The 14,425-nt window shown below is 70.2% G+C and carries 14 protein-coding genes; 12 read left to right on the top strand and 2 right to left on the bottom strand.

Annotation, left to right across the window (positions count from 1 at the left end):
• Positions 1-169 precede the first annotated feature (169 nt).
• The 6 genes from OEIGOIKO_RS18185 (at position 170) to OEIGOIKO_RS18160 (ending at position 4,286) form a co-directional block, all read left to right on the top strand.
• Complete coding sequence (locus OEIGOIKO_RS18185) at positions 170-937, top strand: class I SAM-dependent DNA methyltransferase (protein ID WP_125054945.1); 768 nt, start codon at positions 170-172, stop codon at positions 935-937.
• 46 nt (positions 938-983) lie between these two features.
• Complete coding sequence (locus tag OEIGOIKO_RS18180; protein WP_125054944.1) at positions 984-1,361, top strand: transposase; 378 nt, start codon at positions 984-986, stop codon at positions 1,359-1,361.
• Positions 1,362-1,516: 155 nt separating this feature from the next.
• Positions 1,517-2,425 (top strand): alpha/beta fold hydrolase, encoded by a 909-nt coding sequence (locus OEIGOIKO_RS18175; RefSeq protein ID WP_246177397.1) that lies wholly within the window; start codon positions 1,517-1,519, stop codon positions 2,423-2,425.
• Positions 2,422-3,003 (top strand): hypothetical protein, encoded by a 582-nt coding sequence (locus tag OEIGOIKO_RS18170; RefSeq protein WP_246177396.1) that lies wholly within the window; start codon positions 2,422-2,424, stop codon positions 3,001-3,003. The genes OEIGOIKO_RS18175 and OEIGOIKO_RS18170 overlap by 4 nt, the downstream gene beginning before the upstream one ends.
• A gap of 132 nt (positions 3,004-3,135) precedes the next feature.
• Positions 3,136-3,327, top strand: a complete 192-nt coding sequence (locus OEIGOIKO_RS18165) for a linaridin family RiPP (protein ID WP_031005572.1) — start codon at positions 3,136-3,138, stop codon at positions 3,325-3,327.
• A 98-nt stretch (positions 3,328-3,425) separates the two neighbouring features.
• Entirely contained in the window at positions 3,426-4,286 is an 861-nt protein-coding gene (locus OEIGOIKO_RS18160) for a hypothetical protein (protein WP_125054942.1), read from the top strand.
• Between the two features lie 82 nt (positions 4,287-4,368).
• Here OEIGOIKO_RS18160 and OEIGOIKO_RS18155 read toward each other — a convergent pair whose 3' ends face one another.
• On the bottom strand, positions 4,369-4,866 hold the full coding sequence (locus tag OEIGOIKO_RS18155; RefSeq protein WP_004571927.1) for an inorganic diphosphatase: 498 nt from the start codon (positions 4,864-4,866) through the stop codon (positions 4,369-4,371).
• 200 nt (positions 4,867-5,066) lie between these two features.
• Here OEIGOIKO_RS18155 and dacB point away from each other — a divergent pair, with 200 nt between their 5' ends.
• The 6 genes from dacB (at position 5,067) to folE (ending at position 13,073) form a co-directional block, all read left to right on the top strand.
• On the top strand, positions 5,067-6,560 hold the full coding sequence (dacB, locus tag OEIGOIKO_RS18150) for a D-alanyl-D-alanine carboxypeptidase/D-alanyl-D-alanine endopeptidase (protein WP_246177395.1): 1,494 nt from the start codon (positions 5,067-5,069) through the stop codon (positions 6,558-6,560).
• Positions 6,561-6,856: 296 nt separating this feature from the next.
• Positions 6,857-8,005: a zinc-dependent metalloprotease gene (locus tag OEIGOIKO_RS18145; protein WP_031005578.1), complete on the top strand. Its 1,149-nt coding sequence runs from the start codon at positions 6,857-6,859 to the stop codon at positions 8,003-8,005.
• Positions 8,006-8,214: 209 nt separating this feature from the next.
• Positions 8,215-9,303, top strand: a complete 1,089-nt coding sequence (gene tilS, locus OEIGOIKO_RS18140) for a tRNA lysidine(34) synthetase TilS (RefSeq protein WP_125054941.1) — start codon at positions 8,215-8,217, stop codon at positions 9,301-9,303.
• 88 nt (positions 9,304-9,391) lie between these two features.
• Positions 9,392-9,931, top strand: a complete 540-nt coding sequence (gene hpt, locus OEIGOIKO_RS18135; RefSeq protein WP_030596434.1) for a hypoxanthine phosphoribosyltransferase — start codon at positions 9,392-9,394, stop codon at positions 9,929-9,931.
• A gap of 282 nt (positions 9,932-10,213) precedes the next feature.
• Positions 10,214-12,232 carry an ATP-dependent zinc metalloprotease FtsH gene (gene ftsH, locus OEIGOIKO_RS18130; RefSeq protein ID WP_125054940.1) on the top strand — a complete coding sequence of 673 codons (2,019 nt, stop codon included), beginning with the start codon at positions 10,214-10,216 and terminating at the stop codon, positions 12,230-12,232.
• 235 nt (positions 12,233-12,467) lie between these two features.
• Positions 12,468-13,073 (top strand): GTP cyclohydrolase I FolE, encoded by a 606-nt coding sequence (gene folE / locus OEIGOIKO_RS18125; RefSeq protein WP_031005586.1) that lies wholly within the window; start codon positions 12,468-12,470, stop codon positions 13,071-13,073.
• 210 nt (positions 13,074-13,283) lie between these two features.
• Here folE and OEIGOIKO_RS18120 read toward each other — a convergent pair whose 3' ends face one another.
• Positions 13,284-14,399: an alpha/beta hydrolase gene (locus OEIGOIKO_RS18120; protein WP_125054939.1), complete on the bottom strand. Its 1,116-nt coding sequence runs from the start codon at positions 14,397-14,399 to the stop codon at positions 13,284-13,286.
• Between the last annotated feature and the right edge of the window lie 26 nt (positions 14,400-14,425).

Genomic DNA, 14,425 nt, shown 5'->3' with positions numbered 1-14,425 from the left:
GCGTTACCGCTGGACGTATGGCTCTGCTGGTCCGACTGCCGAACAGTTGACTGTGGTTCCCCTGCAGTCGGCCTGGCCGGCGTATTTCCGTCGCGTCCCGTTCCGGCGCCCCTTGCGTCACGACGCTCCCATCGGCATGACAGTGGGGACATAGAGAAGGGGAAAACGGGTGGAAAACGGGGTTGCGGACATCGGCTACGGCCGGCAGTTCGAGGGGTGGTACGACCGGCTGCTCCCGGACGACAGACTCACGGCCGAAGCGGTGGCAGGGCTGCTGGCCCGCCATCCCGCGCCGGAGGCGGGGACCATCGAATTCGGCGTCGGTACGGGGCGGATAGCCATCCCGCTCGCGCAGCGGACCGGCCGGGTGACCGGCGTCGACTCCTCGCCGGAAATGCTGGACGCGCTGCGCGGCAAACTGAAGGACCTGAAGGACGGCGCCGCCGTCACCCCGGTGCACGGGGACATCCGCACCTACACCTCGGAATCCCGGTACGGGCTGGTGTACTGCGTCTGCGCGACCCTGTCGGTGCTGACCACGCCGGAGGACCAGCAGCGGGCCGTGCGGCGCGCGGCCGACCTCCTGGTCCCCGGTGGCCGGCTGCTGATCGAGACGCACAACAAGCCGCCGGTCCTGGCACTGCACGAGGGGCTGACCCGCACCACCTACTTCGTCCCGTACCCCGAGCCGGGCACGGGCGTCCAGACCCACTCCACCCTGCTCGCCGGCGACCTGTGGCACTGCTCGCACATCCTGTACCAGGCCGACGGCACCACCCGGGTGGGCAGCGAACTCACCCGGCTGACCACGCCGGACGAGGTCGACGGCTACGCCCGCGCGGCCGGGCTGGAGCCCGAGGCCCGCATGGCGCGCTGGGACGGCACCCCCTACAGCGACCGCGCCCCGCTGTTCATCTGCAGCTACGTCAAGCCCTGAGGGCGGCGGCAGACAACGGGACGCGCAGGAAAGAAGGGGGATCGACGTGGGACGTCCGCCGATATTGCCGACGGATCAGAAGTTCGCTCTGGTACTCAGGGTGCTCACCGGTGAACTGACCGCGGCGGAGGCCGCGCGCAACGCCGGGGTGTCCGAGCAGTCCGTATCGAATTGGCGCCGCCAGTTTATTGAGGGAGCCCGGGTGGGCCTTGCCGGTGAAGGCGGCAGGGACACCGAGGACGCCTCCCGGGTGGCCGAACTGACTCAAGAAAACGCCACGCTCAAAGCCACGATAGGCGAGCTGTACATAGAACTCCGCAAGTACGGCAGGAGTACGGCCGGGCGCGGTCCGGTACGCGGCGCCAGGCCTGTCCGGTCCCAAGATTCAAGTAACTCGTTATTTTATCCCGGCACTGCGTGCTAGCTTTCCGGGCAGCAGTCACTTCGAATCACGGGGGAGGGAATGTGGCGTCTTTGGAGCGCCAGTTTGGCGTAGGTATGGCCGGACTGGCCGGCGCGAGTCTGCTGACCGGCGCGGTAATGCGGTGCAAAGGCAGACGGGCACGTGCGCGCCGCTACATGTTGCACGAAAGGCCCGACGGCAGTCTCGTAGAGGTCGACGTCCGTATTCCTCCGCAGGCCGAGCGCGTCGTACTGCTCGACAACGGGCTGGGGACGCCGCACGAATACTGGGACTGGGTCTGCGAAGCGCTTCCCCCGGACCTGGGGTACGTGAAGTTCAACCGTCCCGGATACGGGCTCAGCTCGTCGCCCGCCGGGTACGGCCTGGAGTACCACTTCGCGCTGCTCCAGGAACTGCGCGAGACCTTCACCGGCGAACTCCCGCTGGTACTGGCCGGGCATTCCCTCGGCGGATATCTGGTCGCCGCCTACGCGTCGCGCCATCCCGGCGCGGCGCGGGGCGTGACCTCGGTGGTCATGGTCGACGCCACCGATGTGGCGCATCTGCGCAGCTCCCGGCGTTCCGAGGTCGACCGCTGGTCGCGGCAGTCGATGCTCATGGAGCGGGCGTACGCCATGGCGGGGGTGGCCGCCTTCCGGCCCGCCCTGAACAAGTTCGAGACCTACCGCCAGGACGTCAACCGCAGCTCCCGGGCGTTCCTGGCGGAGCCCCGGACCTGGGCCATGGCCCACCGGGACTACCGGGACGCGATGACCTACCCGGAACTCACCTCCCTGGACCTGCCGCTGACCGTGGTCACGGCGGAGAACAACCAGGGGGACAACGACGCGCACCGCGTCGTCCAGTCCAGGATGGCCACCCTCTCGGAGCGGTCCCGGCACCGCTTCGTCGAGGGCTCCGACCACGAGACGATCCTCTCCGTGCAGCTCTTCGCCGAGCAGGTGGCGAAGGCGATCACCGACGAGCCGCCGACCGGGCCGGCCGGCGCGGAGAGCGAGCAGGCCGCGGACGGCCGGCCGGCCGACGGGAACGGCGGTAGGGGAGAGGAGCTGACGTCAGCGTGAACGTGAACGTGGAACGCGTGAAGACGGCCGCCGTCACGACGTCCCTCGCCGCCTGGCTCGTCGCGACGGCCGCGGCGCAGCTGCCCGAGACGCGCTTCGACAACATCCTGTGGTGCGGCAAGCTGCGCATCCCGACGCCGAACTGGCGTTTCTTCGGGCCGAACCCCGGCGTCAAGGACTGCCATCTGCTGTACCGGGACATCGCGGACGGCGTGCCGGGCGCGTGGCAGGAGATCCCGGTCACCCGCGACCGGCCCTGGTACGCCCTCGCCTGGAACGCCCGGAACCGGTCCCCCAAGGCGCTGTTCGACGCGATCCAGGGCATCCGGTCCCGCGCGGCGGCCGCCGGGTCGGAGCTGGCGCCCGTGGTGTGGTCGCCCGGCTACCGGCTGCTCTCCGGATACATCCAGCACCATCTGCCGCATGCCGACGGTGCCTCGCACAGCCAGTTCCTGCTGATGCACTCGTATCTCACCGCTCCGGAACACCGGCAGATCGAGCCGTTCTTCGTGTCCGAGGAAATCTCGCTGCCCACGGCGGAAGCACCGGATCCGCAAACGCTTCCGCCGGCCGCCTAGAAGAGGGGCTCGGGGGTCCTCTCGGCTGGAAGCCGCGAACTCACTCGGCCGTACCAGGGCCGCGTGAGTCCGTGCCCTCCCGCCGAACGGCTGGAGTTGCTCACTGTGCGAATCCGAGAGAAAGAAGAAAACATGTCCATCCTGGCTGACTTCGCCAACGCCGAGCTCACCGACGTGAAGCCGGGCCGTATCGGCGCCGACTCCACCCCGACCATGGTCACCCCGCTCGCCACCATCGCGACCCCGGAGGCCACCCCGGTCGGCTTCGCCGCGACCTCGGCGACCGCGGTGGCCCTCGACAAGGTCACCCACAACATCGGCTGACGGAACGCGGCAGGGGCACGGTAGGCACCTGCGCCTACCGTGCCCCTGCCCCGTGTCGGCCGTCGTACTCAAGTCCGATCCACAGGGAGCACCCACCCATGTTTCTCAGCGCTCCGCCCGAGGTCACGGCTCGCCGAGTGGCTTCGCTGGGCACGCTGGTCTCCGCACTGGAAATGCTGAGCCAGCACCGTAAGTTCGAGGACGGCGAGCTGCTGAGCGGCCAGTTGGGAAGCATGCGCCCCAAGCTGGCCAGACGTTTCCCCCGGCTGACCCGCGCCCTCAGCTCCAAGAAGGCGGCGGTCGCCCTCTACGGCGTGCAGGCGGGTGCTTCCGCCGCCACGCTGGTCTGGGGCCACAAGCGCGGCGTACGCGCGGCGGGCAGCGCCGTCCTGGCGGCGACCGGCGCGGCCGGCCGGCTGCACACCCCCTTCGGCGGGGACGGCGCCGACCAGCTGCAACAGGTGATCAACGTCGTACTGGCCGCGACCGGCACCTTCAAGGACGACGAGAAGGCCCGCGACGTCGCCATGCGGGCCCTGGCCCTGGAGACGACCATCTCCTACGTCGCGTCCGGCGTGGTCAAGCTGGTGTCGCCGATGTGGCTCAGCGGCGAGGCGTTCAGCGGCGTCATCCGTACGCAGAACTACGGTGACCGGCGCGTCTTCGAACTCGTGCACAAGTACCCGATGGCGGGCAAGCTCGTGACCTGGGGCACGGTCGCCGCCGAGGTCGGCTTCCCGCTGGTCTTCGTGCTGCCGAAGCCCGCGGCCAAGGCGTGGCTCGGCTCGATGACACTGTTCCACCTGGGCATCGGCCAGTTCATGGGCCTCAACCGCTTCGTGCTGGCCTTCGGGGCCACGCACCCCGCACTCCTCTACGTCCTCGCCCAGGGCGACAAGCAGGCCGCGCTGCCCGGCCCCGGGAAGGCCCCCGCGGCGCTCACCCCCGCCGCCGAGTAGCCACCGCCGCGGCACACGACGAAGGGCGGCACCCCACCGAAGGGGTGCCGCCCGTCCGCGTACGCGCAAAGAGCCGCGTGGCTCAGTGGTGGGCGCCGCCCTGCGCCTCCAGGCGCTTGAAGGACGCCTCGATCTCGGCCTCGGCCTCGGCGCGGCCGACCCAGTCGGCGCCCTCGACCGACTTGCCCGGCTCCAGGTCCTTGTAGACCTCGAAGAAGTGCTGGATCTCCAGGCGGTCGAACTCCGACACGTGGTGGATGTCGCGCAGGTGCTCCACCCGCGGGTCGGACGCCGGGACGCACAGCAGCTTGTCGTCGCCGCCGGCCTCGTCGGTCATCCGGAACATGCCGATGGCGCGGCACTTGATCAGGCATCCGGGGAACGTCGGCTCGTCCAGGATGACCAGCGCGTCCAGCGGGTCGCCGTCCTCGCCGAGGGTGTTCTCGACGAAGCCGTAGTCGGCCGGGTAGCTGGTCGAGGTGAAGAGTCGACGGTCCAGACGGATCCGTCCGGTCTCGTGGTCCACCTCGTACTTGTTCCGCGAACCCTTCGGGATCTCGATGGTGACGTCGAACTCCACGGGTGGCTCCTCCATGATCAACACATACGTCTGGTGATTAAGTGTCCCCCACGCAGGTGTGTGGTGGCGAAAGGGGCTGGTCCTAAGTGGCGGAGACCAGGTCGTGGCAGGTCAGGTGGCAGGCCGCGCGGCGGTTGGCGCAACGTTCCGCCCGGACGGCGACGGGCTCGGCGCGGTCGGCGGGTTCCGTCGCCGTGTCCATGACCCGTTCGGCGGCCGGGTCGGCGCGTTCGGCCTACCGGTCCGCCACGGATTCCGCCCGTACCGCCTGGTGGGCGGCGTCCAAGCAGCAGCGGCAGACCGTACGGCTGACGGCCAGCTCCACCGCCCTGGGCCTGCTGGTGGCGGCCGGAGCGGTGGTGGCGGCCGGTCCGTGGGACTCCGGCCAGCGTACGGCGGAACGCGCCCGCGCCGCGGCGCCCGGCGGAACGCGTGGCGAGCATCACGTTCCGGACGGCCCCGCCGGCGCGCCGCCCGTCCTGGCCGCACTGGGCACCCCCGCGCCCCCGCCCAGCACCGACGGCATGACGAAGGCCCTCGTGCCGCTCCTGAGGGACCCCGCACTCGGCTCGCTGCGCACCGCCTCCGTCGTGGACGCCGCCACCGGCCGCGAACTCTTCGGCGCCGACTCCGGGCGGAACGCCACCCCCGCCTCGACGGTCAAGCTGGCCGTCGCCACCGCCGCGCTCTCCGCGCTCGGCCCCGAGCACCGCATCGACACCACCGTCGTCGAGGGCGCGGACGGCGGCCTCGTCCTGGTCGGCGGCGGCGACCCCACCCTCACCGCCCGCGCTCCGGAGCAGGACGCCCAGGACCCGCCCGCCAGCCTCCGCACTCTGGCCGACGACACGGCCCGCGCACTCAAGGAGCGCGGTACCGCCAAGATCCGCCTCGGCTACGACACCTCGGCCTACACAGGCCCCACCCTCCACCCCATAAGCCCCAACGAGAACATCGCTCCCGTCACCCCCCTCATGGCGGACGAGGGGCGCCTCGACACCTCCCGCTCCGGCCCGGCCCCCCGCGACACCGACCCGGCCAAGGCCGCGGCCCGCACCTTCGCGAAGCTGCTCACCGACCGCGGCGTGACGGTCGAAGAACCCCCCACCAGAACCACCGCCCCCGCCAAGGCCCGCCGCCTCGCCACCACCCGCTCCCTGCCGCTCTCCGGCCTCGTCGAGCGGATGCTGACCCACAGCGACAACGACATCGCCGAAGCCCTGGCCCGTCAGACGGCCCTGGCCACCGGCGAACCGGCCGGCTTCGAGGGCGCGGGCCGGGCCGTCCGCAAGACGCTGGCGAAACTGAAACTCCCGCTGACCGGCGCCGTCTTCGAGGACGGCAGCGGCCTGGACCGCGACGACAAGGTCTCCGCCACCCTCCTCACCCGCCTGCTCACCCTGGCCACGTCCCCCGACCACCCCGAACTGCGTCCCGTCGCCACCGGCCTGCCGGTGGCCGGATTCACCGGCACCCTCAGCGGCCGCTACACGGACGAAAAGGCGGGCGCCGGCACCGTACGAGCCAAGACAGGCACCCTCACCGGCGTGAACACCCTGGCCGGCACAGTCGTAGACACCGAAGGCCGCCTCCTCCTCTTCGCCTTCATGACCAACAACACCACCGACCCCCAGGCCGCCCAGCAGGCCTTGGACCACATGGCCACAGCAGTGGCCAACTGTGGCTGTCGATAAAACCGACCGACCAGCGCCACACCACTCACACCAGCCCCCACCCACCCCTTCCCCACCCATCCCACGGAAGGGGGCGGGCCGGCGCGGCCTGCCGCGCAGGCCCGCCCCCGAACCTTGGCAGCCCCGCGCAGCGGCCACCGCCCGCCGCAGGCGCAACGGCCCCGCACCCGAATGCGAACCGGCACCCGGGAACCGGAAAGCCGCGCCCGAAGGGGGCCCCGCACCGGCGACCCGGGAAACCGCGCCCAAGGGGCGCCGCGCTACCCCAAGCGGATGCGCCAACGTACCGTGAACCCATGACGAGCATCGGTGGTGTGGAGATGGTCGACTGGAACCTCGCGGTAGCGACCGCGACCCGGTTCGTACGGCCGGGACCAGAGGTGAGCCGGGACGAGGCGCGGGCGATCGTCGCCGAGTTGCGACGGCACGCGAAGTCCTCCGAGGAGCACGTGCGCGCGTTCACCCGCATGGTGCGGCCGGAGACGGAAGGGGAGCCGGGCACGGAGCAGGACCGCCAGGGGCAGGACACCCCGGTGCTGGTCGTGGACCGGGCGGGCTGGATCAAGGCCAACGTGGCCGGCTTCCGGGCGGTGCTCAAGCCGCTGCTGCAGAAGATGGAGGAGCGCCGTTCCTCCGTACCGGGCGGCGCGGTGCTGGGGGCCGTCGGCGGCAAGGTGACCGGCGTGGAGCTGGGGATGCTGCTGTCGTTCCTGGCCTCGCGGGTCCTCGGGCAGTACGAGACGTTCGCGCCCGCGAGCCGGGACCTGCCCGCCGCGGCGCGGGGCGGCCGGCTGCTGCTGGTCGCGCCGAACATCGTGCACGTCGAGCGGGAGCTGGAGGTCGACCCGCACGACTTCCGCATGTGGGTCTGCCTGCACGAGGAGACGCACCGTACGCAGTTCACGGCCGTCCCCTGGCTGCGCGACCACATCGAGGGCGAGATCCAGTCCTTCCTCGGCGAGACCGAGATCGACCCGGGCACGCTGCTGGAGCGGTTGCGGGAGGCCGCCCAGTCGCTGACCGGCGGCCGTCCCGAGGGCGAGGAGGGCGACGAGGGCGGCCGCAGCTTCGTCGACCTGGTGCAGACCCCGGCCCAGCGGGAGATCCTGGCCCGGCTGACCGCGGTGATGTCGCTCCTGGAGGGGCACGCCGACTACGTGATGGACGGCGTCGGCCCGGAGGTGGTGCCGTCGGTCGCGGAGATCCGGGAGAAGTTCCAGAAGCGGCGGGCCAGCGGCGCGGGCCGCCTGGACCAGGCGCTGCGCAAGCTGCTGGGGCTGGACGCGAAGCTGCGCCAGTACCGGGACGGCGAGCGGTTCGTCCGGGCGGTGGTGGACGAGGTCGGCATGGACGGCTTCAACCGGGTGTGGACGTCGCCGAACACGCTGCCGACGAAACAGGAGATCGCCAAACCGGCGGACTGGGTCGCGCGGGTGCACCGGTAGGGGGCGGAGCCCGGCGGTGCGCAGTCGTGAGCCGGGCGCACCGCGAGGCCGGTGAACGCTCCCCTCAATCACTCTTCTGAGGGACCGTGACCGCAGGATAGGCGTGCAATGCTCGGGGAACTGCTCGTCTCTGTCACCATCTAGGCACTCTGTGTGACGAAAAAGCCGTAGACGGCCCGAGGCCCCCCAGCTGACGATTGGAAACGGACATGGGTCCCCATCCAGCGGTCGCCGCGATACGCGTGGCGGTCCGCCGCGTACTTCACGACGTACTGAACCACCACACCTCGCACTCCCCGGCCCCCGCGTCCCCCGCGCAGCAGCCGGTCGCCGCGGGCCCCGCGCGGCCCGCCGGGGCGCCGCTGCCGTCCGCGCCGGCGGACGGGCCCCCCTTGGTGCTCGTCGCGTGCTCCGGCGGCGCCGACTCCATGGCCCTCGCCTCCGCTCTGGCCTTCGAAGCGCCCCGGCTGGGCGTACGGGCCGGCGGCATCACCGTCGACCACGGCCTGCAGGACGGCTCCGACGTCCGCGCCGCCGAGGTCGTGCTGCGCATGCGCTCCCTCGGACTGGACCCGGTCGACGCGGTGGCCGTCGAGGTGGGCCGCGAGGGCGGCCCCGAGGCCGCCGCCCGGGACGCCCGCTACGCCGCGCTGGACGCCGCCGCCGAGCGGCACGGCGCCGCCGCCGTCCTCCTCGGCCACACCCGCGACGACCAGGCAGAGACGGTCCTGCTGGGGCTCGCCAGGGGCTCCGGCACCCGCTCGCTGTCCGGAATGGCGGCGAAGACCGGCCGCGGCGGCCGCTACCGCCGCCCGTTCCTGGAGGTCGACCGGCAGACCGCCCGCAAGGCGTGTCTGATCCAGTCGCTGCCCGTGTGGGAGGACCCGCACAACTCCGACCCGCTCTACACCCGCTCCCGGCTGCGCCACGAGGGCCTGCCCGCGCTGGAGAAGGCGCTCGGCAAAGGCGTCGTGGAGGCCCTGGCCCGTACGGCGCAGCTGTCCCGGGACGACGCCGACGCCCTGGACTCCTGGGCCGCCGACGCCGAGCGCACGGTCCTCGACGAGCGCGGCACGCTCGACGCCACCGCGCTGTACGCGCTGCCCGCGGCCGTCCGCCGCCGGGTGCTGCGCCGGGCCGCCATCGCGGCGGGCGCCCCGGCCGGATCGCTGTTCGCCCGCCACATCGAGGAAGTGGACCGGCTGATCACCGGATGGCGGGGGCAGGGCACCGTCAACCTCCCCGGGCGCGTGGGTGTGCGACGGCAGGGTGGCAGACTGGTGATCCGGCAGGGCTGAGCCGCAGGACACCGAAAGGGCACCGCCCCGCCTCACGAGTCTCACGACACCGAACCGAGCGAGAGTGGCACGGGTGGACGACAAGGACATGGGTTCCGACCTTCAGTCGGTGCTCATCAGCAAGGAAGAGATCGACGCGAAGCTGGCGGAGCTGGCGGCGAAGATCGACGCGGAGTACGCGGGCAAGGACCTGCTCATCGTCGGCGTCCTCAAGGGCGCCGTGATGGTCATGGCGGACCTGGCGCGCGCGCTGTCCAACCCCGTGACGATGGACTGGATGGCCGTGTCGTCGTACGGCGCGGGCACCCAGTCCTCCGGAGTGGTGCGCATCCTCAAGGACCTCGACACCGACATCAAGGGCAAGCACGTCCTGATCGTCGAGGACATCATCGACTCCGGCCTGACGCTGTCCTGGCTGCTGTCGAACCTGGGCTCGCGCGAGCCGGCCAGCCTTGAGGTCTGCACGCTGCTGCGCAAGCCGGACGCGGCGAAGGTCGCCATCGACGTGAAGTGGATCGGCTTCGACATCCCCAACGAGTTCGTCGTGGGCTACGGCCTGGACTTCGCGGAGAAGTACCGCAACCTGCCGTTCGTGGGCACCCTCGCGCCGCACGTCTACGGCGGCTGAGCGACGCCGACCCGTCCGGCCGCCCCGATGCGGCCGGGGCCCGGGACCGACCGAGCCCGGCGGCGGGAACCCCTGAGGGGCCGCCGCCGTTGGAGCAGGGAGAACGGCATCCGAAGCTGCATTGTTAACCGTGGGCGGCGTCGTCGGGTGACAATGCTGGGGTACCGTCCGAAGGTCAGTCTTTTTTCGGGCCAGTAATACACCGTACGCACGACCAGCCCTCCACAGGGCTGTTGTGCCTCACTGTGGCAGGAGGGACGGGGCTCAGACGGCTCCGTATGGATGGACGTGAAGCGATACTTCCGTGGGCCGGTCATGTGGATCGTGCTGGCCGTCCTCGCCGTGGTCGTGTTGATGCAGGTCGTCGGCTCGTCCGGCGGCTACAAGACGGTGGACACCGGTCAGGTCGTCAAGGCGATCACTGACAACAAGGTGAAATCCGCCGAGCTGACGACCGGCGACGAGAACAAGATCAAGGTCGAGCTGTCGGGCGACAACAAGGTCGACGGCTCCAACAAGCTCCAGGCGAGCTACATCGGCGACCAGGGCGTCGATCTGGCCAAGACTCTGCAGGCCAGGTACCAGACCGGCGAGATCAAGGACGGTTACACCGTCTCCCCGTCGAAGCAGAACCCGTTCCTCAGCATGCTGGTGACGCTGCTTCCCTTCATCCTCATCCCGGTCGTCTTCCTGTTCCTGCTGAACCAGACGCAGGGCGGCGGCTCCCGGGTGATGAACTTCGGGAAGTCCAAGGCCAAGCTGATCACCAAGGACACGCCGAAGACGACGTTCGCGGACGTCGCGGGGTCGGACGAGGCCGTCGAGGAGCTCCAGGAGATCAAGGAGTTCCTCCAGGAGCCGTCGAAGTTCCAGGCGGTCGGCGCCAAGATCCCCAAGGGTGTGCTGCTGTACGGCCCGCCGGGTACGGGCAAGACGCTGCTCGCGCGCGCCGTGGCCGGCGAGGCGGGCGTCCCGTTCTACTCGATCTCCGGTTCCGACTTCGTCGAGATGTTCGTCGGTGTGGGTGCCTCCCGGGTCCGTGACCTGTTCGAGCAGGCCAAGGCGAACGCCCCGGCGATCGTCTTCGTGGACGAGATCGACGCCGTCGGCCGGCACCGCGGCGCGGGCCTCGGCGGCGGTCACGACGAGCGTGAGCAGACGCTGAACCAGCTCCTCGTCGAGATGGACGGCTTTGACGTCAAGGGCGGCGTGATCCTGATCGCCGCGACGAACCGCCCGGACATCCTGGACCCGGCGCTGCTGCGTCCCGGCCGCTTCGACCGGCAGATCGCCGTCGACCGCCCGGACATGCAGGGCCGTCTGGAGATCCTCAAGGTCCACCAGAAGGGCAAGCCGGTCGCGCCGGACGTCGACCTGTCGGCCGTCGCCAAGCGCACCCCCGGCTTCACCGGTGCCGACCTGTCGAACGTGCTGAACGAGGCCGCCCTGCTGACGGCCCGCAGCGACGCCAAGCTGATCGACAACAAGTTCCTGGACGAGGCGATCGACCGCGTGGTGGCCGGACCGCAGAAGCGGACCCGCATCATGTCCGAGAAGGAGAAGAAGATCACCGCGTACCACGAGGGCGGACACGCCCTGGTCGCGGCGGCTTCCCCGAACTCCGACCCGGTGCACAAGATCACGATCCTGTCCCGCGGCCGGGCCCTGGGCTACACCATGGTCCTGCCGGACGAGGACAAGTACTCGACCACGCGCAACGAGATGCTCGACCAGCTGGCGTACATGCTCGGTGGCCGGGCGGCCGAGGAACTGGTCTTCCACGACCCGACCACGGGCGCCGCGAACGACATCGAGAAGGCGACCGCGACGGCCCGTGCCATGGTCACCCAGTACGGCATGACCGAGCGGCTCGGCGCGATCAAGTTCGGCTCCGACAACTCCGAGCCGTTCCTCGGCCGTGAGATGGGTCACCAGCGCGACTACTCCGAAGAGGTCGCCGCGCTGGTCGACGAGGAGGTCAAGAAGCTCATCGAGACCGCGCACAACGAGGCGTGGGAGATCCTGGTCGAGAACCGCGACGTGCTCGACAACCTGGTTCTGCAGCTCCTGGAGAAGGAGACGCTGAACAAGGAAGAGGTCGCCGAGGTCTTCAAGCACATCGTCAAGCGCCCGGCCCGCCCGGCGTGGACCGGCTCCTCGCGGCGTACGCCCTCGACGCGCCCGCCGGTGCTGTCGCCGAAGGAGCTGGCGCCGGCCAACGGCTCCGCCCCCTCGGCCTCCTCGTCCACCGTCTCGACGGACAAGGCCGAAGCCCCGGAGGACCAGGCCCCCGAGGCCTGACCGCCGGACCGCTCACCGAGCGGTGGTGAACATGGCGACCGGGTCCGCCCGGAAGCAGACCGGGCCCGTACGGAAGATTCCGTACGGGCCCGGTTTTTCGTCGTCGGAGGTCCGTTGTGCCGGGTTCGGTACGGGGTCCACAGCGGCCCCGGAATGAATGTGGCGCCTCACGGGTTCTAGCCTGGACGTGTGGTACTCCGCGTGTGGAGCGGGCGCAACAGGAACGAGGCACGAGATGACCGATCCGGTGACGCTGGACGGCGACGGCAAGATCGGCGAGTTCGACGAGAAGCGCGCCGAGAACGCCGTACGTGAGCTGCTGATCGCTGTCGGCGAGGACCCGGACCGCGAGGGCCTCCTGGAGACGCCGGCGCGGGTCGCGCGAGCGTACAAGGAGATCCTGGCCGGGCTGCGGCAGGAGCCCGAGGACGTCCTGACGACCACCTTCGACCTCGGCCACGACGAGATGGTGCTGGTCAAGGACATCGAGATCGTCTCGCTGTGCGAGCACCACCTGCTGCCCTTCCACGGCGTCGCACACGTCGGCTACATCCCGGCCGACAGCGGCAAGATCACCGGACTGTCCAAGCTGGCCCGCCTGGTCGAGGTCTTCGCCCGCCGCCCGCAGGTGCAGGAGCGCCTCACCACGCAGATCGCGGACTCCCTGATGCGCATCCTGGAGGCCCGCGGCGCCATCGTGGTGATCGAGGCCGAGCACATGTGCATGTCGGTGCGCGGCATACGCAAGCCGGGCGCCAAGACGACCACCTCGGCCGTACGCGGCCAGCTGCGGGACTCCACGACCCGCTCCGAGGCGATGAGCCTGATACTGGCGCGCTGAGGCCCGGGGCGGCCGCTGAGCCACCGAAGGACCGTACGGGGCCCGGAGAAGCCCGTACAGGGCCCTCGTGGCCGTACGGGGCCGGTGACCGGTCGTACGAGACCGGGCGGCCCCGACCCCGAAGGAAAGCATGACGCAGCGGGCGGGGCCCGGTGGCTGTCCACCGGGCCCCGCCCGCTTCGTGTCCCCGCCCCCTGGGGCGATGCTCCGCTACGCCTTGAGGTGGCCGCCCATCCACTCCAGGGCGGCGGGTATCTCACGGCGCCAGGTGTTGAAGTTGTGGCCGCCGCTGTCGAGGATGATCGACGCGATCTTGCCCGGGGACTTGGTCTGCCGGATGAACTTCAGCGTTTCCTTGTAGTTGTCCTCGCCCTGCTTGCTGGAGGTGACGAGGAGGTTCACCGGCGCCGCGGGCAGGTTCTTCTGCCGCCACAGCAGGTTGTTCTCCCGCTCCAGCTGCTTGTCGCCGCCGAAGAGCGCGCCGGTCGAGGCGTCCAGCGGGGCCTTGTACGCGCCGGAGAGGGCCACGCCGGTCGAGAACGCCTTCGGGTAGCGCATCGGCATCTTCAGGGCGCAGTAGCCGCCGGTGGAGTCCCCTATGACGCCCCAGTTCTTGGCGGCGGTGCCGACCCGGTAGTGGCTGGCTATGTCGTGCCGCACGTCATGGGTGAAGAAGGTCTCGGTCTGCGGACCGTTCGGGATGTCCACGCACTCGGTGTCGCGCGGCGGCGCGACGGTCGGGCGCATCATCACCAGTATCGTCGGCTGCATCTTGTTCTTGCGGACCAGCTCGTGCTGGGTCTGCGGGAAGTGCAGCTTCTTGTAGAGGGCCTGGGCGGTGCCCGGGTAGCCGGTGAGCACCACGGAGGCGGGGAAACGCTTCTTCGCGTACTTCGGCTGGAAGTACTGCGGCGGCAGGTACACGAACGCCGGGCTGTTGATCTTGGATTTCTCGCCCTGCAGCACGACCTGGTCTATCCGGCCGCCCACGTGCGGCTTGGATCCGCCGGGCACGCCGACGTGCTCGCTGCCGAGCAGCTTCAGCTTGGTGCCGTTCGGGCCGGTCTCGTGATTCGTCACCACGCCGGGTTCCTGCTCCTGGCCGAACAGGTCCGCCCACGATGCGTAGAAACCGAACGAATTGTTCGCGAAGAGGCCGATGGAGGCGAAGATCGACAGCTGGGTCGCCAGCAGCAGGCCGATCCGGCCGAGGACCGTGCGCCAGTTCTGCCGGGACAGGCGCGGCCACAGCCAGATCGTGAGAACAAAGAGTGCTACTGCGAAAAGGACGGCCAAGAGCAGCACTTTTTTGCTGGTGAGACCCATGTGGTGCTTTCTTCCGGGCGGCCGCA

The organism is Streptomyces paromomycinus, from assembly GCF_003865155.1.
Lineage (GTDB): Bacteria > Actinomycetota > Actinomycetes > Streptomycetales > Streptomycetaceae > Streptomyces > Streptomyces chrestomyceticus.
This window is presented reverse-complemented; position numbering and strand designations above follow the sequence as displayed.

Bases quoted from the DNA above. Each gene is read 5' to 3' on its own strand.
- OEIGOIKO_RS18175 (WP_246177397.1), top strand. From the start codon at position 1,517: ATGTTGCACGAAAGGCCCGACGGCAGTCTCGTAGAGGTCGACGTCCGT.
- OEIGOIKO_RS18165 (WP_031005572.1), top strand. From the start codon at position 3,136: ATGTCCATCCTGGCTGACTTCGCCAACGCCGAGCTCACCGACGTGAAG.
- OEIGOIKO_RS18160 (WP_125054942.1), top strand. From the start codon at position 3,426: ATGTTTCTCAGCGCTCCGCCCGAGGTCACGGCTCGCCGAGTGGCTTCG.
- dacB (WP_246177395.1), top strand. From the start codon at position 5,067: ATGACCCGTTCGGCGGCCGGGTCGGCGCGTTCGGCCTACCGGTCCGCC.
- OEIGOIKO_RS18145 (WP_031005578.1), top strand. From the start codon at position 6,857: ATGACGAGCATCGGTGGTGTGGAGATGGTCGACTGGAACCTCGCGGTA.
- tilS (WP_125054941.1), top strand. From the start codon at position 8,215: ATGGGTCCCCATCCAGCGGTCGCCGCGATACGCGTGGCGGTCCGCCGC.
- hpt (WP_030596434.1), top strand. From the start codon at position 9,392: ATGGGTTCCGACCTTCAGTCGGTGCTCATCAGCAAGGAAGAGATCGAC.
- ftsH (WP_125054940.1), top strand. From the start codon at position 10,214: ATGGACGTGAAGCGATACTTCCGTGGGCCGGTCATGTGGATCGTGCTG.
- folE (WP_031005586.1), top strand. From the start codon at position 12,468: ATGACCGATCCGGTGACGCTGGACGGCGACGGCAAGATCGGCGAGTTC.
- OEIGOIKO_RS18120 (WP_125054939.1), bottom strand. From the start codon at position 14,399: ATGGGTCTCACCAGCAAAAAAGTGCTGCTCTTGGCCGTCCTTTTCGCA.